The following is a 25,325-nucleotide window of genomic DNA, read 5'->3' as shown; positions in this document are numbered from 1 at the left end:
TAATTTTCTATAGAATAACCTAAAAAACCTGCCCAAAGGGACAGGTTCTACTCTAACTATTCTACTTTCACCTTATAATTTAGCCCACTCAAGACCGCAAAAAGCATCAATTGGAGACTCTCCTCGAAACGGTTGCTTGCCAACCAAACATCTAATAATTTCCTTCTGTACCGCCAAAGTAGCGTTATATGCATTTATCATCGTAGGCATAGACGGGAGTTCATAAAGTGTATACGGATTTCCCAGCGAGATAAAGACGGTTGGCACCTGAGTAGGGTACCATTTGAAGAGACCTCCTGTCTCCTGGGGAGAGAGACGCATGGAATTTTGCATGAATCCTGGCGATTTCTGAACAAGAAAAATAACCGCATCTATTTCGTTACCCTCTTCAAGCCAATATTCTTGTGACCGCCTCATTCAGCCGCTCCTCCGTAAGCACGCCGTCATGGACGCCCTGAAGCATAGCCTGAAAATCTTCATGCATATCATTCGTAAACAGGAACATGTCAACGCCCGACGCAATACATTGCGGAATGATATCTTTACGTCGGCCAAAGCTCGTCATGCCAATCATCGATGTAGCATCGGAAACGATAAGTCCGTTAAACCCGAGCTCTTCCCGCAGAAGCTTCGTGTTCAATTCGTACGATAAGGATCCCGGTGTATGTTTAGTTCTTACATCCGTGATTCCCAATTCTTCATAATAGCTTGGCAGCGTGATGTGAGCGCTCATGACTGTCTTGATCCCTTTCTCGATCGCCGATTTATATACACGGCCATAGGTCTCACGCCACTCTTTCATCGTTAACGTATTATTCGTCAGCATCTTATGCTGATCTCGGTCATCCATGCCGTCACCAGGCCAGTGCTTCACGCAGGCAGCCATCCGGTTGTTCTTCTGAATAGCATTCATAACGGGCAGCGCAGTCTGTTCCACGATATCTGGCGTATCGCCGAATGATCGGATGTTGACGATGGGATTTTGATAGTTGTAATTGATGTCAATGACCGGACCGTACACCCAGTTGAACCCCATTTCGTTACCCTCAACTTCTATTGCTGCTCCAAAGGCTGTTGCAAGGTCTGGTTCGTTTGCGGCAGCCAACTGCATATTTGAAGCCAAATTCGTTCCATCGGCTGCCCCGCCTTGTCCACCATTTTCAAGATCGCCTGAAACCAGCAGCGGTACTTTACTGCGCTTTTGCAAGTCACGGATTATAGATGCCTGATGCTGCTTCGTTGCATGTGGGGAAAAACCAAACACATGGAAGATGAGGTAAATATTTCAAAATTACGGCTCGGCCTGCTGGATTCTCCCAAATTTGACCTAATTTTGAATTTTCATTTAACGTCATTTTCTAGGCCTCCGTCTTCTTGTTTGTGTATAGTACCGAAGCTACCGCACGATTCCATCCGGCGATATGCTGTTCACGTATGTTTTCCTGCATCTTTGACTCATAGACGGAATAAGCTTGGCCCCGGTTCTTAAGCTCATCAAGCGATAACCAAAAACCGACCCCTAGCCCTCCCAAATAAACAGAACCCATCGCAGAAAGCTCGACAACCTCCGATTTGATGACTCTACGTTCCAGCATGTCTGCTTGAAACTGCATAAGAGTGGTATTATCGGAAGCGCCTCCATCTGCCCGCAGTTCTTTCAACCGGATGCCGGATTCAGATTGCATCAACGCTACCGCATCATTTACTTGGTAGGCAATGCTCTCTAGCGCTGCACGGATGATGTGCGACCTTCCACTTCCCCGGCTCATCCCCATAATAGCCGCCCGGGCATAGGGATCCCAGTAAGGAGCGCCTAATCCAACGAAGGCCGGAACGACATATACACCTTCGTTATTCGGAGCTTGAGCAATCAATTCCTCCATCTCCTCAAAACTGCTAAAGAGACCCAATTGGTCGCGAACCCATTTGATCGTATCGCCGGAGGTGCGGATGATGGCCTCAAGCGCATAAGTGATCCTGCCGCTCATCCCCCATGCAATTGTAGTCACCAACCCATTTCCAGGCTGATCATGCTTCTCGCCAGTGTTCATGAGTACAGAGGTGCCGGTACCGTATGTCGCTTTAGCCATACCGGTATCAAAACATTGATTCCCAAATAAAGCGGCTTGAGAGTCACCTATAATGCCAGAGATAGGAATCTTTGCTGAGAATAACTCTGGATCCTGTGTATAGCCGAAAATTTCATTAGAGGATTTAACCTCCGGCAGTAAAGCGGTCGGAATCTGGAACCATTCACATAATTCTTTGTCCCACTCCAGTGTATGAATATTGAATAATGACGTTCGGCTAGCATTCGTAAAATCAGTGGCATGAACGCTGCCTCCCGTTAGCTTCCACAGGAGCCAACTATCTATAGTCCCGGCCAGAAGCTCCCCTTGTTCAAGCTTCTCCCCAGCGCCTTCTGCATGCTCCAATATCCATCCCCACTTAGTTGCAGAAAAGTAGGGGTCGAGGAGCAGACCCGTCTTGGCGCGAACGATATCTTCCATGTTGGCAGCTTTATATGCAGCGCATCGATCCGCTGTCCGCTGACACTGCCAAACGATAGCAGGATAGACGGGCAATCCTGATGTTCGATCCCAAACAACGGCTGTTTCTCGCTGATTGGTGATGGTCAGTCCGGCTAACTGATCGGCGTCAATACCGGCCAATTCCATGGCATGATGAGCTGTTTTTTTCAAATTGTTATAAATCTCAAGGGGGTCGTGCTCGACCCAGCCAGGTTGCGGATAACTCTGCTTATGTTCGGCTGTACTTCGGGCGATGATACTTCCGGAACGATCTACGATCAAGGCCTTCGTACCCGATGTACTTTGGTCTATGGCTAGGATATAGGTTTCAATCATGGGCTGCCCACCTACTTGCCAAGTATCTCAAGCGCTACACGCTTAAGATTATCTGTGTGGATCCCGTAATGTTTGAATACTTCTGAGCTTTTGCCCGCGATGGCCGGTTCATCCGGAATGCCGATAATACGCATCGGAACGGGTTGATGTTGGACGACTACTTCCGCAACTGCTGCGCCGAGTCCGCCGAAGATACTGTGCTCTTCTACCGTAATGATATGCCCCGTTTCCCCGGCAGCCCGAATAATCGCTTCTTCGTCTAACGGCTTAATCGTGTGCATATTAATGACGCGGCAGGATACGCCAACCTCTTGGAGAGCTTTCTCTGTATCGAGAGCTACCCGAACCGTTTCCCCAGTAGCAATGATCGTCAGGTCCGTGCCATCACGCAGCGTCACCGCTTTGCCAATGACGAATTCATAGTCATCGGATTCGTAGACATCCTCTACAGCGTTTCTTCCAATACGAACATAAACGCCGCCTCGGTGCTTAACTAAAGCCATTGTCATTCTCTTCGTTTCGTGACGATCGGCAGGCAATACTACCGCAAGCCCCGGAATTGCTCGTGCTACAGCTATATCCTGAACAGAATGATGTGACATACCAAGTGCGCCATAGCTGATCCCGCCACTTATGCCTACAAGCTTCACGTTGGTTCCAGAATAAGCTACGTCTACTTTGATCTGCTCAATGCTGCGCATACTTAGGAAACAAGCCGGCGAAGTGACAAAAGGCTTCTTCCCGCTATGGGCTAGACCGGCGGAGATGCCAACAATATTTTGCTCGGCAATGCCGACCTCAACGAATTGATTAGGAAACGCATTGGCGAAAGGCGCCATAGCCGCGGAACCTCGGGAATCGCTGGTGAGAACCATAATATCCGGATCGGTTTCAGCCAATTTCAATAGTGTTTCGCAAATAACCTGACGGTTAGGGATCGTATTCATGTTAGCGCACCTGCCCTTCTTGACTCAATAGCTCAAGCGACGCGGAGAGTTCTGCCAATGCTTGCGAAAGCTGTGTATCGTTCGGTACGTGATGGTGCCATGCAGGATTATTTTCGGCAAAGGAAACGCCTTTGCCTTTCACCGTATTGGCCATGACCAAGGTAGGTTTTCCAGGTACAGTTGGCACCGCCCCGAAAGCCTCAACCAGTGAATCCATATCGTTTCCGTCAATGGAAACAACGTTCCAACCGAATGCTGCCCATTTCTCTTCAAGTGGCTCAAGCCCCATGACTTCTTCCGTGCCGCCGCTGATTTGCAGGCGATTTCGGTCAATAATACCTACGAGATTGTCAAGTTTGAAATGGGGACCGGCCATAGCCGCTTCCCAAACAGAGCCTTCGGCCTGCTCGCCATCACCCATGAGACAGAATACCCGATAACTCTTACCATCTCGTTTAGCCGCTAGCGCCATGCCTACCGAAATGGCAAGCCCATGCCCAAGAGCACCAGTGTTCATTTCTATCCCAGGCACCTTATTGTTAGGATGGCCGATCAAACGTGTACCGAATTGACTGAATGTCCCCAGTTCCTCTTTCGGGAAAAAGCCTAGGTCAGCGAGGATGCACCAAAGTGATTCCACGGAGTGGCCCTTGCTGGCGATGAAGCGGTCCCGTTCGGTCCATTTCGGATTCTGTTGATCGATATTCATAATTTTATAATATAAGGCCGTCAAAATATCCGTATTGCTCAGGGAGCCGCCAGTATGTCCTGTCTTGGCTCCGTGTATCATCTTTAGCAGATCCATTCGGATCTGGATGGCTTTTGCTTTCAGTTCTGAGTGGTTCATAGGGCCCTCCTTAGAGTTTTTGTTTTAACAAAAACTTACTTCGTAAGCATAAGCTGAGTTTTTCGCCAGAAAACTGGCTTCGAAAGCATGGTTTACACATCAGCGCCGCGCAGCCACGCCTGAATTTCTTGTACAGTCGGATCCACTGGATCCGGGGATAAACCTGGTATATATTGGCATGCTTCATAAAGTGCAGGAATCACGTTAGCATGAATCCCAACTGCATGATGAACGTAAGGCCCTTTCACCAACTTTTCTTCCCATAACGGCCAGTCATTTACTTCCACCCAAACATAGGAACCGCGTGTATAAGGACCCTTGATACCGTGTGCTCGCCCTAAAAACAATTGATATTCCCCATGGTCGCCGTCAAAGCGGGCCAGCGTCATTCCACCGCCTTTGATTTCTCCTTCATGTGTGCCTGGCGCATGATCATCGAACAAGAAGTGCTTACGCAGCTTCGGCTTATCCTCAACCGAGAGAGAGACAGGGAAATTGCCACAGTGAAAGAGCAGCTCTCCATTCGGATTCTCAGGATGACGGACCGTCAAGTCGGCGAAGAAACGTCGGAGCTTGATTCATCGAAGCAGCCTGCACCATGATAGAGGTAATCGCTCCGTGAATGTCGGTTTCGCAGGTTACCGGAATCTGCTCATCCGTTAGAATCGCATTGGCCAAGCAAGGCATAATTCCCATAGCATCTTGAAGGGAAGACCAGCACTGGATGGCGATCGCTGTACTGCCAGTTTTGGTTGCGTATTGTTTCATAGCTACCTTCAGGGCTGCTATACGTTTCACGTCTTCCTCGGTAACCTCGCTGTAATCAAGCTTTTCTTTGATGTAGGCAATGGCTTCATTCAGCTCAGCGCTGCTTCCCTTTTCAATCTGTTTCGATGTCCGCTGAATATCGATTAGCGTAATGGGATGAATTTCGATACCGAACTGCTCCAGCAGCTCCCCTTCGTTGCACATCATCGTCAAGAAAGAAGCTGGCCGAGGTCCAATCTGCAAAATACGCAGGTTGCGCATTTGACGAACCACATTCGCAGCGGCAATGAAATTGGTAAATCCACGTTCAAATACCGGATCATTCACCCGACTGTTAGTCACATACGTAAAAGGCACATTAAAACGGCGCAGCACTTTACCTGTGGCGAATAGCCCACATTGGGTATCCCGCAAACGCATACCGTCCTCAAGAGGTGATTCATCACGAGGTCCCCATAACAACACAGGCTTTCCAAGCGCTTTACCAACCCTAGCTACGGTATCCTCGGTACCAAAGTTACAATGCGGAAAAAAGACAGCATCCACCTTTTCCTCTTTGAAGCGTTCAATAATCGCATCCGCATTGATATGATCATCATAAAGCAGCCCCTCGGAATTCAGTCCCTCCAAGTCCACAATGTCGATGTCCAAACCGAAGCTCTCGATTTTCTCCCGTATTTGAATCTTGTACTTGAAAGCATCTTCAGCGCTAAATACAAAACGACGGGTAGGGGCGTAACCCAGTTTAAATTTCTTCATGTCATGTCTCTCCTCTAAAATTCAAATGATAAATGGATGAATAAACAAACTAAACACAATAAGGAAGAATTCAATTAATCAACTAAACAGAAATAATAATTTAGTAGTTAACGATATAAACTTTTTACTTAACTCCCTTTACAAAATCATCCTATCACCCTAAATTTCAGGTGTCAACGACTTATTTTAGCTATTTTAAATAAAATTTAGTTCTATAATAGCTAAACTTAACTAAACAAATTAGATTCAACTTGTATATATTTATCAATCGTTGTAAACTAAACTTACTTAACGAATTAGTTAACATGAAAAGAGGAAATTCCGATAATGAAGATGGAAGATATTGCGAAATTAGCAGGTGTTTCAAAATCAGCCGTATCCTTTGCTTTCAGTGGAAAACCTGGAATTAGTCCAGAAACACGTGAACGCATCCTGCAAATCGCACAGGAAAGCGGATACCTCCCTAGAGCAAAATCCCCATCCATTGACCATACAGCTAAATCACTTACCTTTTTAGTCATTTCAAACTCTGGAATCGTACTAGAGCAGTTTTACCAACAACCATTCTTTAGGGAACTTATCCAATTCATAGAGGAACGATGCCGTACGAAGGGCTATTCCTTACTTTTTTCCTCCATCGATATGGAGTTTTTGGAGAGGGATATTCGGGTCGTTGCAGAGGAAAAGAAAAGCAATGGCGTCGTCCTTTTAGGAACGAACCTAAATAGGGAGCAAATCGCAGATATTGCCAATAAACTTCAATCGCAACTCGTTGTTTTGGACACCTGCTTTGATACCCTGCCGATTCATTTTGTAGAAATTAACAATTTTATGGGCGCTTATCAAGCCGGCACTCATCTCTGTGAGATAGGGCATACCGATATTGGCTATATTGAATCGAATGTGAGAATTCATAATTTCGAGGAGAGAAAGCGTGGCTTTACCTCAGCCATTCAAGAACATGGCAGGGAGATTCTAAGTACCCACAGATTTTCCGTAGCGCCTACCATCCTATCCTCCCAAGATTCGCTCAAAGCTCAGTTGCTAGCGTTCCTGAAGGAAGGTCATCGTTTGCCGACCGCTTTATTTTGTGAATGCGATTATATCGCCATCAGCGCAATGAAGACACTTCACGAGCTAGGATACCGAATACCTGATGACGTGTCCGTAATCGGTTTTGACAATATCTCCGAAGCGGTTATTGTCTCGCCAGAATTAACGACCGTCCATGTGGAAAAGCAGAGAATGGCATATCTCGCTGTGGATCTGCTTATTGAATCGATTGAGTTAGAACAGAGTGCTGGCACCAAGATCAAGGTTGATACACATTTCATCGAGAGACTATCCTCGCGAGCGAATCTTGTATCGATAGACTAGGTCAAAAGGTGCCATCCAGATCGGCTTTTCAAACGCAAGCCTTTAACCACTTTTAGTTGAATTAGTAGCTTCTGAGGGTCTTATTTCTGCGGAATAACCCATATGCCATAAAGGTTACTTAGAAGACCTTTTCATCATCTCAGTTACTAATCTGCAATTTTAGCTACTCTCCAGCAACTGAGCCGTCTTTTTCAGACGTCTCACGGCTGTTTCTCCCCATTCAGGCTTCTGAGAAGGCCTTTTCCGCCTTCTCAGTTACTCATCTGCAATTTTAGCTACTCTCCAGCAACTGAGCCGTCTATTTCAGACGTCTCTCGGCTGTTTCTCCCCATTTAAGCTTCTGAGAAGGCCTTTTCCATCTTCTCAGCTACTCATCTGCAACTTTTAGCTACTTTCAGCAACTGAGCCGTCTTTTTCAGACGTCTCACGGCTGTTTCTCCCCATTCAAGCTTCTGAGAAGGCCTTTTCCGCCTTCTCAGTTACTCATCTGCAACTTTTAGCTACTTTCAGCAACTGAGCCGTCTTTTTCAGACGTCTCGCGGCTGTTTCTCCCCATTCTGACTTCTGAGAAGGCCTTTTCAGCCTTCTCAGTTACTCATCTGCAATTTTTAGCTAACTGGGATGGCGACCTGCTGCGCGAGGTCCTCGATCAAACGTAATTCCAGCAGCATTTTAGAAGGAGCCGGCAAAATTTATAAATGGGACTACAAGAACAAAAGCTTAACTACGCTGCTAACCGCCACCGGGACGTATTCCAACAACATCACGAAAGGAACTCCAAGCTTGCAGGCCGATTTAATCGGCGATTGGCGTGAGGAAGTTATCTGGAGGACGGAAGACAGTACTGCCCTAAGGTTGCTTCGATCGCGGGACAATATCAAGTTTATAATCCTAACAGCGGGAAGGTGCTGGACGTTGCCGGGAGTGGGACGGCAAATTGAACAACGTACAAATCTGGGCCGCTACCGGCAGCACTGCGCAAAAAAATGGCGTCTGTTAGCTCCGTAAACCGCTGCCAAGCGCAACAAAAAAGACTGCCCCTAGGCAGTCTTCTTTGTATAACCTCAACAGTTACGCTTCTTCGATAATCGCAATTCCCCAGCGAGTCAGCTCCCTGACCGCCCCTTGCTTCACTGCCTGCCCGCTCAACAATTCTTTCCCCTCCGCATGCGGATACTTCAAAGTCTCCGTACGATCGGAGTAATTGAAATAGTAACGAACGGTCTTCCCTTGGTCATTAACGCCCGATTTCACAATAAGAGGATACTGAATATCTTGATCCATCCCCCATAGTCCGGCATCCTTGACCGTCATTTCCAGCACCTTGCTCATCACGGCAGCGCTCGGCAGACAGCCAACATAAGTCGTAGTGCCTTTCCCATGGCGGTTCTTGGTAATGGCCGCATACGCTCCCCAATGAGGATGGTCATAAGAAGCCACTACTTCTGCCGTCGTAGGAGTAAGCAGTTCCATCCATGTGTTCACTGTGTTGTCCGCGGGTCTAACTTCAAAAGGGTCACCCTTGAACGAAACGGATTTCGGCTCCACAAATAGGCTATAGCGGATACCGCAAGCTTCATCGATAGCGCCGGGTTGATGTGTGGTGCGGACTTTGACATGTTCATTGGTAAAGCCGCTTTTAAACGTATAGACAACATGCCCGCCATTTCTGACGAAAGCGTTCAACCGCTCCAGCAGTTCATCTGACGCTGCATATAAGGCCGGAACAAGAATCAGATCATAGTTGTCCAGATTTCCGCTGTCCGGATGAACGATATCACAACCGATATTCATTTTATACAACGCATCGTACATAAGCCGAACTATATCGTTATAGTTGACTTTACGACCGGGCAGAGGGAACCATTCCATCGCCGTCAAGGACTCGTTAGTGACCAGCATTGCGACTCGATTCGATTTCTGCAGATTCACAAGATGCGGCGACAATCGATTAAAATCGCTGCCGATCGTCTTGGCTTCTTCATAAACGGGATTCGACTCCAAATCGTGGCTTAGCAAGCCCTTCCAGTAGGTTTCGGCTGAATTGTGTATCGAATGCCAATGCCAATAAGAGACCATGTTAGCCCCGGAGGCCAGATGGCTGAATGCTTGAAGCCTTAATTGTCCCGGGTAAGGAGTCCAGTTAGGAAAAGCTTGCGCCTGCGTTTCCAACACGAAATAATTGGTTCCTTTTAGAGCACGGGTAACGTCTCCGCCAAACGAAATTTCGGTTCCTGTCAGTTCATCTTGGGAAGGATGATAGATGTCGACTCCGGCGATATCCAAAGACGCCGACGCAGCAAAATGGTCTACATCCGGTTGAACATCGAAGGAGTAACCTCTCCACTCGAAATCAAAGTTATGCGTGACAAACTGACTTGGTCGTTTATATTCATTAACGATTGACACCTGCCAAGCCAGAAAATCGGTGACGAGCTTCCTCTGGAATCGGGCGAATTCTGCCCCCAGACTGCCGTTGATCGTACCGACGACGGAAGGAAAGTCCTCCCAACTGTTAATTCGGTTGCTCCAGTAATCCAGCCCAAATTCCTGATTGAGACGTTCTAGGGTTCCGAACTTGTCTTTCATATATTTCACGAACATAAATTGAACGTTGGCACCTGCCGTATGATAATGCTTGGTCTCATTATCTACCTGATAACCGATAATCGCAGGGTGATTTTGGACATGCCCGATTAAGCGAAGGTCCTCATTGCGCAGCCCGATCTGCCTCTCAATTGATGTTCTAATGTAACCAGCAAGGTAGCGTTTGTGTGCAACAGACTTAAGCGCCTCTCCGATAATCGGATGAGGCGCTTTGCGCTCATTGCGTAGCCCGACCTACCCCTCAAACAAGTTGCCTCCATATTGGCTTATTCTCATATCCCAAAACTTTTACCTCCTTGTCAACACAAAAAAAGGGCTGTTCCACATGTAGAAATCTACTTGGGACAGCCCCTTAAGGTCATTGACCTTCTGGCACATTCGAATCGGTATTCAAAACGAAGTTCATACTTCCATTGGATTTTTCCAATGCAATTGATCTTCAGGCTTCAAAATTCGTGCTTCTATTGGAGTAACTCCAATGAAATTGACGTTTAGAGCGCCAACCCCCTATTTCCACTGGATTAATTCCAATGGAATAGCTGCAGACTGCAAAATTTATAAAGTAGAAGCTGAATTTTCCAAATATGACATAGGAACAGCCCGCATCTAAAACTTTTTATAGCACAGAATCAGGTGAAAGCGGAGCTGGTTTTTCACAGCTGCTTTGCATCACGTAATGCTTCCCTGAGTCGGACGCATCGTGGAAGCCATGCATCGCCTCGAGCACGTGGTACGCCAGCTCACCATTCGCACGGTGTGCATCACTTTGGCCGCTTATCAGGGCCTCTGCCATCGCTGCAACACCTAAACCGCGGTGGTTTTCTTTGTAGCCGTGCGACAGAGGGATCGGCTCCCAATCTGAACCGCCTTTGCGAATAAGCACCTGACCGCCGAATGTATTCGGATCCGGAACGCGTAAAGAACCTTGACTGCCGTAGATTTCAATGTTCGGAAGCTGAGTGCCACCCATAATATCAAAGCTTGTTACAAGCGTAGCAATCGCACCACTATGGAAATCCAGCACACCAGCAATATGCGTTGGGGTATCTACTGTAATTTTTTGCCCACGTTTCTTCTCACTAGAAATTGTGCGCTCCGGGAAACTTACTCCAGCGGACCCTGTTACTCGGCGAATAGGACCAAGCAAAGCCACAAGCGCTGTTAAGTAGTATGGACCCATATCGAACATAGGGCCGCCACCCTTTGCATAGTAAAACTCAGGATCCGGATGCCAGTGCTCATGTCCTTTGCTCATCATAAATGCGGTTGCCGCGATCGGCGTGCCAATCCAGCCGTCATTAATCAGCTTCACACACGTTTGAATCCCTCCACCGAGGAACGTATCCGGCGCACTGCCAACTAGTAATCCCTTGCGGCGCGCAACTTCTAGGATCTGCATACCTTCTTCACGGGTTACAGCGAGCGGCTTCTCCACATATACGTGTTTGCCCGCTTCCAACACTTGAATACAGACTTCGGCATGTGCTGCTGGAATCGTCAAATTGATCACAATATCAATATTCGGATCATTCAATAGCTCTTGAACCGTATACGCATGAGGAATACTAAATTCCTCCGCCCGAGCCTTTGCTCTATCCAAATCGATATCGGCACACGCGAGCAGCTCCAAATGCACAAAGTTAGGAATATTTTTCATATAGGCAGCACTAATATTCCCGCAACCGATAATACCAACTTTCTTCTTGCTCATCTCTTACTTCCCCCTAATCGTTATCGTGTTGCCCACAGCAAGCCGCGGCGCATTAATTCAAGTGTTTCTGGCATACGAACGATGTTAGCTTGATGACCTAACGAGTTATAATACACCTTGCCCGCTCCATATGTTTTGGTCCAAACAACCGGCATCTCCACATCGCCAAAGTCTGTAACCGCATGTACATGAATGGCCGGATCCACATGCATGTAATACTTTTCAGAGACAACGACAAAATCATCCATGCCCTCCGTCAATAGATGCCCCCGATCCTTGATTCGAACCGTATACGTAACGCCATCATTCCCGGGATGCGCTACCCATTGACCGCCAACCATGTATTGATATTCCACTTCATTACGGAAGGAATCTCCCATACCGCCATGACAACCGGCGATGCCAGTTCCGCCTTCTTTTACCGCTGCGATTAACGGATTCAACTGCTCACTTTCGATTTTACCCATGGTCCATACTGGAACGATAAGATCAACGCCCGCCAAGCGCTCTGCATCTTTGAAGCTGTCCAGTGTATCCGATACTTCCACGCCAAAGCCTTCCTCACGCAATAACCCTGCGAAAATTCCAGCCACCTCTTCAGGTTGATGACCGTCCCAGCCACCCCACACAATCAATGCTTGTTTACTCACTGCTCAAAGCCCCTCTCCAGACTATTTATCATTAGACTTCACTAATACTCACCCAACGACGCTGCGCAATGGATTGATCCACCGCTTCCAGCACTTCTTGACACTTCACACCGTCTACGAAATTCGGGACCGGCTGACGGTCTTCCGAAAGTGCGTTCATCAGCTCAACGACTTCGTGTACAAATGTGTGCTCATAACCAATCGTATGTCCTGCAGGCCACCAAGCATCCATGTAAGCATGTGACGGATCTGTCGCCAGAACACGTCTGAAACCCTGAACATCCTCATCATCGCTTGTAAAATAAACCTGTAATTCGTTCAAACGCTCAAAATCAAACTTCACACTACCCTTACTACCATTAATTTCAAAAGAATTCGTGCACCGGTGCCCTGGCGCAAAACGAGTGGCCTCGAAGCTTCCGAGCGCCCCATTCGCGAAGCGTGCCATGAACAGCGTCGCATCATCGACCGTTACCGGTCCGTGCGGTGCATCCTTACTGCCTTTGGCGCTAAGCCCCGTCATCGAAGACGGCAGTGGCCGCTCCTTAATGAACGTCTCACTCATGCCGATAACCTCCGTCATATCACCGACTAAGAAGTGTGCCAGATCGATCAGATGCGCGCCCAAGTCGCCGTGCGACCCAGAGCCGGCAATCTCCTTCTGGAGGCGCCAGACCAGCGGGAACGTTGGGTCTACGATCCAGTCCTGCAGGAACCAGGCGCGGAAGTGATAGATGTCTCCGAGGCGGCCGCTCTCGACTAGCTTCTTCGCGAGCTGCACCGCAGGAGCAAACCTGTAGTTGAAGCCCACCATGTGCTTCACCCCGGCAGTTTCAGCCGCCTCCAGCATCTCCCTTGAATCCGCAAGGGTCAGCGCCAGCGGCTTCTCACAGAACAGATGCTTGCCAGCCTTCGCCGCAGCAATCGCGATTTCCTTGTGCGCATCGCTGGGCGCATTGATATCGACAACGTCGATATCGGGATGCATGACCAGCTCGCGCCAGTCGGTGACATACCCGTCCCAGCCGAATTGTTCGGCTGCGCTGCTGACACCGCTTTCATCCCGACCGCAGATGAGCTTCATCTTCGGTACCGCTGTCTGCGGGAAAAACATATGCAAATCCTTATAAGCATGACTATGTGCTTTGCCCATAAACTTATAGCCAACCATACCAATATTGAAAGAATTCATAAAAGTGCGCCTCCCTAGAGTTTTGCCTTAGCAAAACTAGCTTCGTTAACATTCATTTCGGTTCTTTCATCCATATACCTACTATTCATTTATGATGACTGCTCTTTGATGATTGTCGAACAACCAATCGGGTCGGCAGCTTGATTCGTGTATCCTTCGTGCCTTCCCCACGCAGCAAACCCGCCAGCACACTGCGTGCTGCTTCTTTGCCCATCTCATAGAAAGGCACATTGATGCTGCTTAGCGGTGGATCGCTGAGCTTAGCAGCATCCGAATCATCGCAGCCAATAATAGCGAAATCACGCCCAGCCATCCAACCTCGCTCACGGAGCCCTTGCATCAATCCGATCGCCATACGATCATTGGCCGCAAATACCGCTTCCACTTGATCCCGATGTTCCCATAGCTCTGATGCCGCTTCATACCCGCTCTTACGGCTGTAATTACCTTCAAGCAGCAGCTCAGGCGTAACTTCTAAACCTGCTTCACTCATTGCTTTCATATAGCCTTGAAGTCTATCGCCAGAGTTCGAGTACTGGGGCGAACCATTCAGAAAAGCAATCTTCCGATAACCCTCTTCCTGTAAATGCCGAACCGCCCTATAACTGCCCTCTACATGATCAGCATCCACTTCATGAAAGGATAACCCCTCGAAGCTTTGATTGACCAAGCAAAAAGGCAGTCCCTGCTCCTGCAGCTGCATTAGCGATTCCCGCTGGTGCGGAGTATCCCTTGAACCCAGAATGACACAAGCATCCACCTTCTGCGAGCGATAAAGTCGGGTGTAATCCAAACTCTCATCCGGTGTTAAGAGCGACAGCAGCATATCATAACCCTGCTCCCTTACTTGTTCCCCTATGCCGCTTAATATTTCTGCGAAATAAAAGGCAGAGAAGAGATGCACTTTGGGCATATAGGGCAGCACAACGCCAAGATTACCACTGCGTCTCCGAGCGAAGCTTTGCGCAATAGCATTTGGATGATAGTTGAGCTGTTTTGCAGATTCAAGTACACGCTCTTTCGTAGCAGGCTTCATGGGGCCTAGCCCATTAAATACACGGGATACGGTCGCCTCTGAAACCCCTGCTAGTTCAGCAACCTCTTTTCTCGTCACCATGCATAAGCCTCCAATAATTCATCCATTAAACTAACAATGTACACGCGTACATTTTCTCATTCAAAAGCCATTCATGTCAATACAAAATTATTGAATGTTTTTATTTAACAATATTCGACATTTTCATCAATTTTACATAAAGTTAAACAAGAAGATTGCTATTATTTGTAAAAAAAACTAATTTATAATCTTGTCTACAGTTCGCCTTTCGACTTATGATAGGGGGTACAGTGGACAACTATGATGTAGGAATGAGTGATAGCAATGAAAGCAGTCTGGCGCCTTTTTCACTTCGCCGCATCGACAACATTAGGTACTCTTAGGAGTAAGAAAATAATCACTCGCATTAACCAACGACAGCAGATTCAAGCATTGTTAAAGCAGGCTATTAGAAGTCAACATTATGATAAGCGCACAGCCCCATTATATACCCTTCTCATCCTTGATATTGACCGCTTTCGCCAAGTTAATTTCTCGCTCGGATACAAGTCTGGCGATCTCCTTTTGGAAGAAGTGGTCAAACGTCTGCGGACCGTACATGGCTGTGACCTTGTTGTTCAATCAGGAGATGATGAATTTGTTCTCCTTATACATGCTACTACCCATGATCAGCTTTCCCAAATCATTCAAAGCATACAGTACGTTTTTGTTACATCATTCATCGTAATGGATCAAGAATGTTTTATTACCGCGAGTATGGGTATGAGTGCTGTGGACATATCGTTTGCTACGATCGAACAAGCCTTGCATCAAGCTGATCAAGCTCTCCTAGCCGCTAAGCGTACAGGTAAGAACAAGCTTGTTACCTATAATTCCTCACACGCGCAGCGGTTCTCCAATCAAATTCAGATGGAAACTGAGCTGCGGAAGGCGATACTTGAGAATCAACTCATCCTATACTATCAGCCACGTCTTGAGCTCTCCACCGGAAACATTATTTGTCTGGAAGCGTTGGTGCGCTGGAATCACCCGAATCACGGCTTAATTGCTCCTAACGAGTTTATTCCGCTTGCTGAAGAGAGCGGTTTGATTTTGCAACTCGGGGAATGGGTGCTTCGCGAGGCTTGTCTCCAAAAAGCGAGATGGCTGGAAGCCGGTATTTTAAATTATCAAATTGCTGTAAATATTTCCCCTTGTCAATTTCAAGATGAGTCATTTTCCGATAAGGCCATTCAGATTATTGAGCAAACCGGTATCGATCCTGCCTTCCTGGAATTTGAAATTACCGAAAGCTCGATTATGCAAAATATGGATATGACCGTTGCGGTATTGGATAAACTATGTAATAAAGGGATTTCGATCTCTATCGATGACTTCGGTATTGGCTACTCTTCACTTAATTACTTGAAACAATTCCCTATCCATTGTCTGAAAATAGACCCCCGTTCTTTCGTGAAAAATATACATAGCAATAAAGATGATTGGGCCATTACGAATGCCATTATCCATCTCGGCCATGCTCTTGAAGTGCAAGTGGTTGCAGAAGGCGTAGAAGAATGGAGCCAACTTGAAATATTGAAAGAAACAACCTGTACAACGATTCAAGGCTATTTACTAAGTCCTCCTGTATCCGCTATCGAAATTGAGCAAACCTTTCATAGGAATAACAACAGGCCGGTTATGATTTCATAACCGGCTGTATGCTTTGGCATAACGTCTCATTTTGGCAAAAATACGTTTGTCACTCAATCTTCGAAAAATATAGGGATCAGGACTCGTATTTACCTCGAGAATCCATGGATGCAGATTATCGTCCAAGGCGACATCGACACCGATCTCCTTAACCCCTCTATAACGCGTATTGATCGCCTTCGCAACCTGTAACCCCAGAACATGCAGCTTCTTGACATACCTCTTCCTCTTACTTGTACTCAAATACTTGTGGAGCAGCGTTTCCACCGGCTTCAATGTTCCCCCATTATGGAAATTAGTAACCACTTTTTTCGGATGGGCCACTCTGCCTATAACACCTGTTGTCTCCCACTTCTGTGAAGGCGTTTGTTGAACCATGACACGCAGATCAAATCGGTTTCCTTTGTATTTGAGCAGATGAATCCCTTTCTGTACTAAATAATTCCGTTTTTTCGTCTTTTTACTGAGAGATGCATACATCTCATCAAATGTTTTAAACTGTCTTAATCGAACGCCTGACTGATACGAATAAGGCATTTCTGCCCCCTCCTCCGCCAGTTCCACACGTATAACACCGTTTCCAAACATACCTACATTCGGTTTAACATACACCATCTTATATTGGTTAAGCATTTCACTTAGTGTCTCTTGATTCATTCGTTTGGTGGTCGGAACATATTTACGCAGCTTGTGCTTAGATTCAATTGCTTTTGTTTTGCCAATTTTGCTAGTGACGTACCTAGCTCTACTAAGACGGACCGGTTTCTTTAACGCCTTTTTCATATTTTGCCTCCAGCTTCAGTCTATAGAAGTCGGCCAAAGATTGTGCTGTGGCCTGCCAGCTGAATTGCTTTATGACATCTTGCCGCGCCTGTTTGGCTAAACCCTCTGCCCATTCTTTCCGTTCGGCCACCGCCACAATACTTCGTGCGAATGCGCGAGGATCTCGGAATTCTTTGATCAAAATCCCGTTAATTTCATGCTGAATAACCTCTTTAATTCCCCCAATGTTCGAGGCGATTACTGGTAATCCAGAAGCCATCGCTTCCACGTTCACCAATCCGAATGCCTCATGCTTTTGTGAAGGACATATAAAGCAATTCGCGAGTCCATATACTTCATGTATCTTACGATGCGGTATATTGCCAAGAAACTTCGTTGGCACTCCAAGCGTATTAGCCTTCCTTTTAAGCTTCGCCTTGAAGCCTCTACCTTGCTCACCCCCAGCAATCAACAGCTTTAACCCAGGGATCGATTTTCTAGCTTTATGAACAGCGCGAATCAACTGAGGGATGCCTTTGCGCTGGATAAGTCGGCCGACATAAAGAATTTGAAAACCGTTCCTGCTAACTCGGTACTTTCTTCTTAAACGTCTCCTCGTTTTCTCCGATTTAGGACTAAATCTAGCCACATCGGTCCCGAGGTAAATCTTGTAAAGCTTATTTCGCTGTTTCGGATACAGCCTTGTTAGCTCTTGTTCGAGTGAACTGCTATTAGCTACAATCCAGTCCACTTTATTCAATTGCTTGGAGCATCTACGAATAGAAGCATAAGGAGGCTTCACGAAAGTTAAGGAATGTAAGAATAAAGATACTGGTGTTTTCGGAAAATGGCGTTTGATGACGGCAGCATAATGGGGTCTGTTATCAACTTGAATCCAATCAAATGTCTTTCCTTTGGTAGCCTTAAGCACTTCCTTCAAGTACGTACGAGAGCTTCCCGTAGGTACCCTTATTATCGTAAGTTGGCCTTGTCGTGAACTACGGCTGTACCTAGGATGCTGCCTCGAAATAACGGTAACTTGATGCTTTTTGGCAAGCTCGCGTGCAATGGAGTAAATACATATTTCGACGGAACCACCTAGAATTGGCGGTACTGGAATTTGTTCAGGAGCAATGATTAAGAGGTGCACGTCTCTAATTCACTTCCTTAGGGCTAGCTTAATGATTACTTATTAACCCGTACCTATTGTATGAAGCAAACGGTCCATTGGCGACAAAATTGAAAGAAGAGGCTGCTCCCCAAATTAAGATCTGGGGGCAGCCTCTTCTTCAATTACAACACTTATGGAGCACTAGTTAAAAATTTAGCATTCGGGTTTTTCTCGATCGAAGATCGCAGCGCATACTCGCTCTCGAACAAGCCTACGTAATTCCCTTTTTTATCTTTTACCAGCTGTGAGTTAATACGGAATTTACTTGGATCCAGCTTCTCATCTACAATCCAACGCGCGAATTGATAGTTCTGGCGCTGTAATAAAATATCTACGCCATATTCGGATTTCATCCGATGTTCAAGCACTTCGAATTGCAGTTGACCGACCACGCCAAGAATCATGTCCTCGAAACCAATCGTGGTGAATACTTGAATCATACCTTCTTCAGTCAATTGATCAATACCTTTGAGGAACTGCTTTTGCTTCAAGGCATTCTTGATGGAAACTTTGCTGAACAGCTCCGGAGAGAACGTAGGCAGCTCGTCGAAGATAACCTCTTCCCCTTCACTTAGGGAATCTCCGATACGGAAAATACCGGGATCAAACAAGCCAATGATATCGCCAGGGAATGCCTCTTCGACAATGTCACGGTCTTGCGCCAAAAATTGCTGCGGCTGAGCTAATTTAATATCTTTGCCGAGTCGAACATGTTTCACGGACATACCACGCTCAAACTTGCCAGACACGATACGCAGGAAAGCCACACGGTCGCGGTGAGCTGGATTCATATTCGCTTGAATCTTGAATACATAACCTGAGAATTTCTCTTTTGTAGGCTCTATGATGCCTGCCGTGCTGTTCCGCGGCTCAGGCGCTGGCGCAAGCTGTAGGAAGTTCTCTAGAAACGTCTGCACACCGAAGTTGTTCACGGCACTGCCGAAGAAAACAGGTGTCAGCTCGCCTTGCAGCACTTTCTCCATATCAAACGGGTCACCGGCTACATCTAGCAGCTCAATATCCTGGCTTAATTGTTTGTGCAAGAATTCACCTGCAATTTGTTTCACTAATGGATCATCAACACCATCCACCTTGCGTACTTGAATTTCTTTGTGATCTTCACCTTGATACAGCTCTAATTGCGACTTCCCGCGATCGTAAACCCCACAGAACTGCTTACCCGAACCAATCGGCCAGTTCATTGGATACGAACGAATACCGAGCACTTCTTCTAATTCCTCTAAGAGTTCAAACGGGTCACGGCCTTCGCGGTCCATTTTGTTAATAAACGTGAAGATCGGTATTCCGCGCATTCTGCACACCTGAAATAGCTTCTTCGTCTGCATCTCGACCCCTTTGGCTACGTCAATCAGCATCACCGCGCTATCCGCAGCGGTAAGTGTTCGGTACGTATCCTCACTGAAGTCTTGGTGACCAGGTGTATCCAGAATGTTCACGCGATGCCCTTCGTAGTCGAACTGCATAACGCTGGATGTTACCGAAATTCCACGCTGCTTCTCAATTTCCATCCAGTCGGATGTCGCATGTTTGCTAGCCTTACGCCCTTTGACCGTTCCGGCTAAGCGAATCGCGCCTCCGAATAACAGCAATTTCTCAGTTAATGTTGTTTTACCCGCATCCGGGTGAGATATAATCGCGAACGTACGTCGCTTAGCGACTTCCGTTGCGAGAAGTTTAGTGAGTTGCGTTGTCATCTGTTAGATTATTCCCTTCTTGTTTTACATATAGAGGTAGTTTAAAAAGTTCACTTTGTCCACATCAGATGATAGTCTGATTGGCGAATAAACTTACTGATAAACACGGTCGCTCATCCCCGAATTACTTCGATATAGGATTATCTCATAACGAAGTCATTCAGTAAGCATCTCGGCATCGAATCTTGAACGAAACCGGGAAGTCCGGTACTCACGTAGCAAATCTCTACGTTCCGTTCCTCCTTCTCCGGACTTCGTCCAACCTTCTCGGTTCTGAAAGCGAGCTTTTTAAACACGCATTTAATAGCTTACTATGAATCAGGCTTGAACTTTCTGCAAATCAATACTCCAATTCGCTTCATCTAGGAAAGTTCGATTGCTAAACTCTCGGCCGCGCACGACAACCTTATCCGCAAATACTTGCACATATATGCCCTGTACTTTATTTTTGGCTTCTTGCTGGTAGGCGCGGTTAAGCGTTCTTCCAACCGAAGCATTGTGGAAATAATGGAAAGTCTCCTGCACATAATGCTGTGTCCCATTCTGGAAATCTTGATGGCGATGCCCACAGAACACGAATACATTCTTATAAGGCTTTAGCGTCTCGCGGAACTTTATAGCGCGCATTAACTGATGTGATCCACCATCTGTGCCATTAGGTGGCAGCGGTTGATGCGTCATCACGAATAGTGGTCTTCCTGGTTGATAGAGGCTTTTCACCCGTTCTTTGAACCATTCCAGTTGCTCATCGGAATACCAAGCTCCCTCACCAACCTCCGGCTTCTCCTGCACGTAGGCTTCTTGTGAAAGCAGCAAAATGGAGTGACCCTTGGTCGTAAAATCATTGTAGAGTGTCTTGTAGCCAAAAAACTTCTTGAACGACTCTCGGCTCATCGCGTCACTTTTGCCGTTGGGAACGGCTGCTTGATCCCAGATATTCGCTTTATTAATCCAGATCGAGTAATAATCGTGATTTCCCATGTTCGCATGAACAGGGGGAAGTTTATATTCACTTACAATGGTACGCAGCTCCTTATAATCTCGTTCCGTTCCTGTGTCCGTCAGATCGCCTGTTAGCATAATAGCATCAACAGGACCGTCGAAATGTGTAATATCATCAAGCGCTTGCCTTAATTTCTTACCCGTAAGTGCATCACCTATACTGACATGAAGGTCGCTTAAAATAAAATAGGACATGAGGGGACCTGTCGGCAAGGGTTCTGTCGAAGTTTGTGCCACGGATTGGGAAGGCTCAGGTTTCACAGATGATAGGGCGGGCTGAGCATCTGGAATAAACTTTTTCTTAACCATTTGACTAAAAATCGCACTAAATCCAACGAGTGCAGCCCCTATTGCCAGCAGCCATCTGATAAAAGCTCTTCGTGACATATACGCACCTCAAGTAATGAATAGTAAGATTTACTCCGTAATATTTATTATACCACAAAAAAAATCCAACAGGCAGAGTCGCCAGTTGGATGTTAGGCTTGTTACCTCAAGGATAAACGGCTTACGCCGTCCATAACGAGCGCGTTTGACAAGGTTGATGCGAAGCTAGGTTATTCCCTAAACTTATTCGTATCAACTATGTTAAAACCGTTGTTTTTTGAACGGCTTCCCAATCAACTTCACCTTCATTTTGACCATTAATCGGCCACCACTTAAAGCCGTCTTCGCTTAGGAGCTTCGTTGCCTCTTCAGGCCCCCAAGATCCGGCTGGATAATGTTTCAGATCTTCCGTCTTCTCACTCCATGCTGCTGCAATACGATCCACATAGGACCAAGCAAGCGCCACTTCATCCCAACGGGTAAAGTACGTGGAATCTCCACGTGTTGCATCGTACAGCAAGCGCTCGTAAGCTTCCGGCGTATTGATACCGATCTGGCAGCTTTGGCAGAAATCCATCGCTACTGGAACGATGACGCCTTCCGAGCCCGGCTGCTTCGCATTCATTTTCAGATAGATGCCTTCCATCGGATTCACACGGAAAACAAGCAAATTCGGCTCCAACTCATGCTTTTTGGCCAAATACACATTATTCGGAATATTCTTAAATTCTACAACGACCTCTGTCGTTTTAACTGGCAGTCTTTTGCCCGTACGAATGTAGAAAGGTACACCTGCCCAACGGAAATTGTCCACGTGAACTCTGGCTGCGAAATAAGTCTCTGTTGTTGATTGCGGATTCACCGAATCTTCTTCACGATAAGCAGGCAGCGCTTTGCCTTTGGCTGATCCATTCGCATATTGACCACGGACCACATTCGCACGAACATCGTCGCCGGATTCGAATAAGCGGAGGGAACGCAGGACCTTCACCTTCTCATCACGGATATCTTCCGGATGCAAACGGCTTGGTGGTTCCATTGCCATCATCATCAGCATTTGCAGCATATGATTCTGACCCATGTCGCGCAGGGCGCCAGAGTGATCATAATAACCGCCGCGTTCTTCAACACCGACAGTTTCACTTAACGTAATTTGGATGTTAGCTATGTATTTGTTATTCCAAAGTGGTTCAAAGAAAGCATTCGCGAAACGAACGAACTCAATATTTTGCACCATTTCTTTACCTAAGTAGTGATCAATGCGGTAAATATCTTGCTCTTCAAATACTTGACGAAGTTGTCCATTCAAGCGCTCAGCCGATGGCAGGTCGTAACCGAACGGCTTCTCAATAACAAGACGGTGCCAGCCTTTGGTTTTGAGCAATCCGCCTTCACTTAAGTTGTACGATACGTTACCGAAGAGCTCTGGAGCCAGAGCGAGGTAGAACAAACGGTTCCCACCGGTCTGATATTTCTCATCGAGTTTGGCTGTCAGTACATTAAGTTCATGGAAACCAGCGACATTATTGATATCCAGTGACATGTATTCAAAACGCTGTGCGAATCGATTCCATTCCGCCTCATCCGTCACTTTATAACGGGCAAAATCCTCAATCGAATGCTTTACATCATCACGAAATTGTTCATTCGTACGAGGTCTTCTAGCCAAACCAACTACAGCAAAATTTTCCCCTAACTTTCCTTCACGATATAGGCTATAAAAAGCTGGAAACAGCTTTCTTTTCGCCAAATCGCCCGTTGCTCCGAAAATATAAAACACAGCTCCACTCATCTATGCATCATTCTTTCTCTATTAGGATTAGTTAATATGCTTAGCATACCTAAAATAGTCAAGCTATTCAACTTTTCTGAGAACTTTCTTCCATAACTTTTTCTTATGAGAAACTAGACATTCGTCTATACCGAACCGCCCGGCCATGAATAGGCTGAAAGTACACAATAACACGGAGGTGCTAAGATACGATGCAGCCGATTCATCCGATTACTGATAAAACCTGTCGAAGCTTATACGGAAAGCCTGTTCTTATTTTTTTTAACGATGGCTCCGAGATCTATGGCATATTAAGTCGTATTGAAAAAAACAAGCTGATCCTGAATGATGATGCCACTCCTAAGCTCAGCACGACTACGAAAAAAACCAAAAAAACCATATCCAAATCAAAAACAGTTAAATCGAAGCAAGCAAAGTCACCAAATCAAACTTCATTCTCGGGTACAGCAGATGAGGGGTATTCCTCCTTTGGCCTACCTCTCTTCGGTGGCGTAGCCTCTGGCTATCAAGGCGCGATCGATATTCAACTCGAAAACATTGCAGCTATGTTCAGTGAATGATGAAGGGGCTGTGGATGAAACCATCATCTGCAGCCCTTTGTCTTATCTTCTCAATTTCTTACTCATTTTATAGCAGCTTAGCTCGGGAATAAACGAATGAATTTCGTAACCTTTGCGTAAGTAAAATTGAATCGCCTTAGGGTTGCTTTCATCAACAAAAAGTTCAGCCGTCAAACAGCGTTCACTTTTCCCGTACTCCTCAGCGACCTTCATAAGTTCATGCCCCCAACCTCTCCCTTGCTCACGAGAATCGATGGCTAACATATCAATGAACAGCACACGCGATTTGCGAATCATTGTGATGAATCCGAACGGCTGTTTTAACCCTTTGGCAGTAACAAACGTTTTATTCTGATTCAGTCTCTTCCGTATTTCTGAAAATGTTACGGAACTACCTGTGTCATACAATCTAGAAAAGGGTACTAACTGTTCAACGACTAATCGATGAATAGCTCGATCGTCAATGGAAGCCAATCGTTTGCGTATCACTTGGCACCGCCTCCACAAGAAGCAATAATGCTATCTTATGTTGGCAGGACCGCAAATGACTCTGCTTGAATAGGCAGCTTTTTTATTGTTCTAACCAAGCAAGTACCAATTTACCCCAGTCCCTACGAATGCTATACTATAATTAAGCGAAAATGAGGTGATCTCCATGATTTATGCGTATCCCCCAATCATGGCTTTGAACAGCTATCAAACTCATAAAGACTACTACCGGGTAAGCGCGGTAAGCGGTATTGCCGGCGGTAAATCAAGTACCATTCGACGTCCTCTCGACATGCCCTTTGCAGAATTAGCCTACAAACAACACGCTCAGTCTGCCGCGAAAGGCGTAGCCGAATTTGTTCAATCCGCACAGAACGTTAAACAATCGGCACAATCCTTGGTGGAGTCTCGACTTCCTGCTATTGCCTACAAGGCAACACCTCTTTCGTCAGAAGCCGATAGCGATTCCATCATTGAACCTATACGTCAATTCGTACATACATATAATGAATTTCAGGACAGTTTGCGGGATTCTCCCGAGTATTTGAATCGCTCACTTCTCATAGGACTAGAGCAAGCCGCTAAGCCCTATTCTCTGAAAGAAATTGGGATAACGAAGCTGGATAACGGAAGCTTAGAACTCCAAGAAGACGAACTTCAAGATCAGATTAAGAACCATTTTAGCTCTACGTTAAAAAGTCTTGGCAGCATTACAAACTTCGCCGCCACACTCTCGAATTCGATTGGACAATTGCAGCAATTGCCTTCGGAGTCATTGTTCCAAATCTCACGTTCACAGCTTAAGCCATACGGCCAATATCGATCCCAGCTGCAAGCTTATTTGCCGGTTCCGATGAGTGGACTGCTGCTTGATGTTGAGATGTGAGCGAGAATTCAAAATTTTATAGATCTTATGAAAATGATCCGGCTGATGCTCGGGTCATTTTTTTAGCGCCAATCTCAGGCTCAGAAATCGACATCTCAAACCGGCTACTCCTTCTTACACACATAAAAACGACCCTCGAATGAGCTC

20 protein-coding genes and 3 pseudogenes are annotated in these 25,325 nt (G+C 46.3%); 6 read left to right on the top strand and 17 right to left on the bottom strand.

What is annotated here, in order from left to right; all coding sequences use genetic code 11:
- Positions 1-72 precede the first annotated feature (72 nt).
- The 6 genes and pseudogenes from QFZ81_RS04060 to QFZ81_RS04035 form a co-directional block, all read right to left on the bottom strand.
- On the bottom strand, positions 73-417 hold the full coding sequence (locus tag QFZ81_RS04060) for a hypothetical protein (protein ID WP_307447824.1): 345 nt from the start codon (positions 415-417) through the stop codon (positions 73-75).
- Positions 389-1,207, bottom strand: coding sequence for a glycoside hydrolase family 3 protein (locus QFZ81_RS04055; protein ID WP_307601527.1), 819 nt, complete (start codon positions 1,205-1,207; stop codon positions 389-391). The genes QFZ81_RS04060 and QFZ81_RS04055 overlap by 29 nt, the downstream gene beginning before the upstream one ends.
- A 151-nt stretch (positions 1,208-1,358) precedes the next feature.
- A complete protein-coding gene (gene glpK / locus QFZ81_RS04050) occupies positions 1,359-2,867 on the bottom strand; it encodes a glycerol kinase GlpK (protein ID WP_307601524.1) in 1,509 nt (502 codons plus the stop codon).
- 11 nt (positions 2,868-2,878) lie between these two features.
- The gene (locus QFZ81_RS04045) at positions 2,879-3,814 is read right to left on the bottom strand and encodes a transketolase family protein (RefSeq protein ID WP_307601522.1); all 936 of its coding nucleotides are present in this window, start codon (positions 3,812-3,814) and stop codon (positions 2,879-2,881) included.
- A 1-nt stretch (position 3,815) separates the two neighbouring features.
- A complete protein-coding gene (locus QFZ81_RS04040) occupies positions 3,816-4,661 on the bottom strand; it encodes a transketolase (RefSeq protein ID WP_307447839.1) in 846 nt (281 codons plus the stop codon).
- A 92-nt stretch (positions 4,662-4,753) separates the two neighbouring features.
- Positions 4,754-6,188: pseudogene (locus QFZ81_RS04035) on the bottom strand (L-fucose/L-arabinose isomerase family protein).
- A gap of 327 nt (positions 6,189-6,515) precedes the next feature.
- Between QFZ81_RS04035 and QFZ81_RS04030 the strand changes: the two are divergent.
- Together QFZ81_RS04030 and QFZ81_RS04025 are read left to right on the top strand one after the other, a co-directional pair.
- The gene (locus QFZ81_RS04030; RefSeq protein WP_307601520.1) at positions 6,516-7,565 is read left to right on the top strand and encodes a LacI family DNA-binding transcriptional regulator; all 1,050 of its coding nucleotides are present in this window, start codon (positions 6,516-6,518) and stop codon (positions 7,563-7,565) included.
- A 617-nt stretch (positions 7,566-8,182) separates the two neighbouring features.
- Positions 8,183-8,423: pseudogene (locus tag QFZ81_RS04025) on the top strand (rhamnogalacturonan lyase family protein); the annotation flags it as partial.
- Between the two features lie 213 nt (positions 8,424-8,636).
- On the opposite strand, the pseudogene QFZ81_RS04020 reads toward QFZ81_RS04025, so the two are convergent.
- Positions 8,637-10,268 (bottom strand): annotated as a pseudogene (locus QFZ81_RS04020) (beta-galactosidase); the annotation flags it as partial.
- 382 nt (positions 10,269-10,650) lie between these two features.
- Here QFZ81_RS04020 and QFZ81_RS04015 point away from each other — a divergent pair.
- Positions 10,651-10,782, top strand: coding sequence for a hypothetical protein (locus QFZ81_RS04015; RefSeq protein ID WP_307447848.1), 132 nt, complete (start codon positions 10,651-10,653; stop codon positions 10,780-10,782).
- Positions 10,783-10,788: 6 nt separating this feature from the next.
- Here the strand turns inward: QFZ81_RS04015 and QFZ81_RS04010 are convergent, their stop codons facing one another.
- The 4 genes from QFZ81_RS04010 to QFZ81_RS03995 form a co-directional block, all read right to left on the bottom strand.
- Positions 10,789-11,883: a Gfo/Idh/MocA family protein gene (locus tag QFZ81_RS04010; protein WP_307447851.1), complete on the bottom strand. Its 1,095-nt coding sequence runs from the start codon at positions 11,881-11,883 to the stop codon at positions 10,789-10,791.
- Positions 11,884-11,903: 20 nt separating this feature from the next.
- Positions 11,904-12,533: a ThuA domain-containing protein gene (locus QFZ81_RS04005; RefSeq protein WP_307447855.1), complete on the bottom strand. Its 630-nt coding sequence runs from the start codon at positions 12,531-12,533 to the stop codon at positions 11,904-11,906.
- A gap of 31 nt (positions 12,534-12,564) precedes the next feature.
- Positions 12,565-13,725 carry a Gfo/Idh/MocA family protein gene (locus QFZ81_RS04000; protein ID WP_307601519.1) on the bottom strand — a complete coding sequence of 387 codons (1,161 nt, stop codon included), beginning with the start codon at positions 13,723-13,725 and terminating at the stop codon, positions 12,565-12,567.
- Positions 13,726-13,810: 85 nt separating this feature from the next.
- Positions 13,811-14,842 carry a LacI family DNA-binding transcriptional regulator gene (locus tag QFZ81_RS03995; RefSeq protein WP_307447861.1) on the bottom strand — a complete coding sequence of 344 codons (1,032 nt, stop codon included), beginning with the start codon at positions 14,840-14,842 and terminating at the stop codon, positions 13,811-13,813.
- A gap of 264 nt (positions 14,843-15,106) precedes the next feature.
- Here QFZ81_RS03995 and QFZ81_RS03990 point away from each other — a divergent pair, with 264 nt between their 5' ends.
- Positions 15,107-16,474, top strand: a complete 1,368-nt coding sequence (locus tag QFZ81_RS03990; protein ID WP_307601517.1) for a putative bifunctional diguanylate cyclase/phosphodiesterase — start codon at positions 15,107-15,109, stop codon at positions 16,472-16,474.
- On the opposite strand, the gene QFZ81_RS03985 is transcribed toward QFZ81_RS03990, so the two are convergent.
- From QFZ81_RS03985 to zwf, 5 genes are all read right to left on the bottom strand, one after another.
- Positions 16,469-17,257, bottom strand: a complete 789-nt coding sequence (locus tag QFZ81_RS03985) for a YheC/YheD family protein (RefSeq protein ID WP_307447866.1) — start codon at positions 17,255-17,257, stop codon at positions 16,469-16,471. The two genes, QFZ81_RS03990 and QFZ81_RS03985, sit on opposite strands and share 6 nt — an antisense overlap.
- The gene (locus tag QFZ81_RS03980; RefSeq protein WP_307601515.1) at positions 17,223-18,386 is read right to left on the bottom strand and encodes a glycosyltransferase family 4 protein; all 1,164 of its coding nucleotides are present in this window, start codon (positions 18,384-18,386) and stop codon (positions 17,223-17,225) included. Before QFZ81_RS03980 ends, QFZ81_RS03985 begins: the two co-directional genes overlap by 35 nt.
- 152 nt (positions 18,387-18,538) lie before the next feature.
- Positions 18,539-20,122: a peptide chain release factor 3 gene (locus tag QFZ81_RS03975; protein WP_307447871.1), complete on the bottom strand. Its 1,584-nt coding sequence runs from the start codon at positions 20,120-20,122 to the stop codon at positions 18,539-18,541.
- A gap of 318 nt (positions 20,123-20,440) precedes the next feature.
- The gene (locus tag QFZ81_RS03970; protein ID WP_307601513.1) at positions 20,441-21,511 is read right to left on the bottom strand and encodes a metallophosphoesterase family protein; all 1,071 of its coding nucleotides are present in this window, start codon (positions 21,509-21,511) and stop codon (positions 20,441-20,443) included.
- A gap of 196 nt (positions 21,512-21,707) precedes the next feature.
- Entirely contained in the window at positions 21,708-23,243 is a 1,536-nt protein-coding gene (gene zwf, locus QFZ81_RS03965; protein ID WP_307601511.1) for a glucose-6-phosphate dehydrogenase, read from the bottom strand.
- 191 nt (positions 23,244-23,434) lie between these two features.
- Here zwf and QFZ81_RS03960 point away from each other — a divergent pair, with 191 nt between their 5' ends.
- The gene (locus tag QFZ81_RS03960; RefSeq protein WP_307447878.1) at positions 23,435-23,803 is read left to right on the top strand and encodes a hypothetical protein; all 369 of its coding nucleotides are present in this window, start codon (positions 23,435-23,437) and stop codon (positions 23,801-23,803) included.
- A 42-nt stretch (positions 23,804-23,845) separates the two neighbouring features.
- Here QFZ81_RS03960 and QFZ81_RS03955 read toward each other — a convergent pair whose 3' ends face one another.
- The gene (locus tag QFZ81_RS03955; RefSeq protein WP_307447883.1) at positions 23,846-24,292 is read right to left on the bottom strand and encodes a GNAT family N-acetyltransferase; all 447 of its coding nucleotides are present in this window, start codon (positions 24,290-24,292) and stop codon (positions 23,846-23,848) included.
- Between the two features lie 166 nt (positions 24,293-24,458).
- Here QFZ81_RS03955 and QFZ81_RS03950 point away from each other — a divergent pair, with 166 nt between their 5' ends.
- Positions 24,459-25,178 (top strand): hypothetical protein, encoded by a 720-nt coding sequence (locus QFZ81_RS03950; RefSeq protein ID WP_307447885.1) that lies wholly within the window; start codon positions 24,459-24,461, stop codon positions 25,176-25,178.
- Positions 25,179-25,325: the final 147 nt, after the last annotated feature.

Source organism: Paenibacillus sp. V4I9, assembly GCF_030817295.1.
GTDB lineage: Bacteria > Bacillota > Bacilli > Paenibacillales > NBRC-103111 > Paenibacillus_E.
This window is presented reverse-complemented; position numbering and strand designations above follow the sequence as displayed.

Excerpts from the sequence above, each read along its gene's own strand:
- QFZ81_RS04060 (WP_307447824.1), bottom strand. The coding sequence starts at position 417 with ATGAGGCGGTCACAAGAATATTGGCTTGAAGAGGGTAACGAAATAGAT.
- glpK (WP_307601524.1), bottom strand. The coding sequence starts at position 2,867 with ATGATTGAAACCTATATCCTAGCCATAGACCAAAGTACATCGGGTACG.
- QFZ81_RS04045 (WP_307601522.1), bottom strand. The coding sequence starts at position 3,814 with ATGAATACGATCCCTAACCGTCAGGTTATTTGCGAAACACTATTGAAA.
- QFZ81_RS04040 (WP_307447839.1), bottom strand. The coding sequence starts at position 4,661 with ATGAACCACTCAGAACTGAAAGCAAAAGCCATCCAGATCCGAATGGAT.
- QFZ81_RS04030 (WP_307601520.1), top strand. The coding sequence starts at position 6,516 with ATGAAGATGGAAGATATTGCGAAATTAGCAGGTGTTTCAAAATCAGCC.
- QFZ81_RS04015 (WP_307447848.1), top strand. The coding sequence starts at position 10,651 with ATGAAATTGACGTTTAGAGCGCCAACCCCCTATTTCCACTGGATTAAT.
- QFZ81_RS04010 (WP_307447851.1), bottom strand. The coding sequence starts at position 11,883 with ATGAGCAAGAAGAAAGTTGGTATTATCGGTTGCGGGAATATTAGTGCT.
- QFZ81_RS04000 (WP_307601519.1), bottom strand. The coding sequence starts at position 13,725 with ATGAATTCTTTCAATATTGGTATGGTTGGCTATAAGTTTATGGGCAAA.
- QFZ81_RS03995 (WP_307447861.1), bottom strand. The coding sequence starts at position 14,842 with ATGGTGACGAGAAAAGAGGTTGCTGAACTAGCAGGGGTTTCAGAGGCG.
- QFZ81_RS03990 (WP_307601517.1), top strand. The coding sequence starts at position 15,107 with ATGAAAGCAGTCTGGCGCCTTTTTCACTTCGCCGCATCGACAACATTA.
- QFZ81_RS03985 (WP_307447866.1), bottom strand. The coding sequence starts at position 17,257 with ATGAAAAAGGCGTTAAAGAAACCGGTCCGTCTTAGTAGAGCTAGGTAC.
- QFZ81_RS03975 (WP_307447871.1), bottom strand. The coding sequence starts at position 20,122 with ATGACAACGCAACTCACTAAACTTCTCGCAACGGAAGTCGCTAAGCGA.
- QFZ81_RS03970 (WP_307601513.1), bottom strand. The coding sequence starts at position 21,511 with ATGTCACGAAGAGCTTTTATCAGATGGCTGCTGGCAATAGGGGCTGCA.
- zwf (WP_307601511.1), bottom strand. The coding sequence starts at position 23,243 with ATGAGTGGAGCTGTGTTTTATATTTTCGGAGCAACGGGCGATTTGGCG.
- QFZ81_RS03960 (WP_307447878.1), top strand. The coding sequence starts at position 23,435 with ATGCAGCCGATTCATCCGATTACTGATAAAACCTGTCGAAGCTTATAC.
- QFZ81_RS03950 (WP_307447885.1), top strand. The coding sequence starts at position 24,459 with ATGATTTATGCGTATCCCCCAATCATGGCTTTGAACAGCTATCAAACT.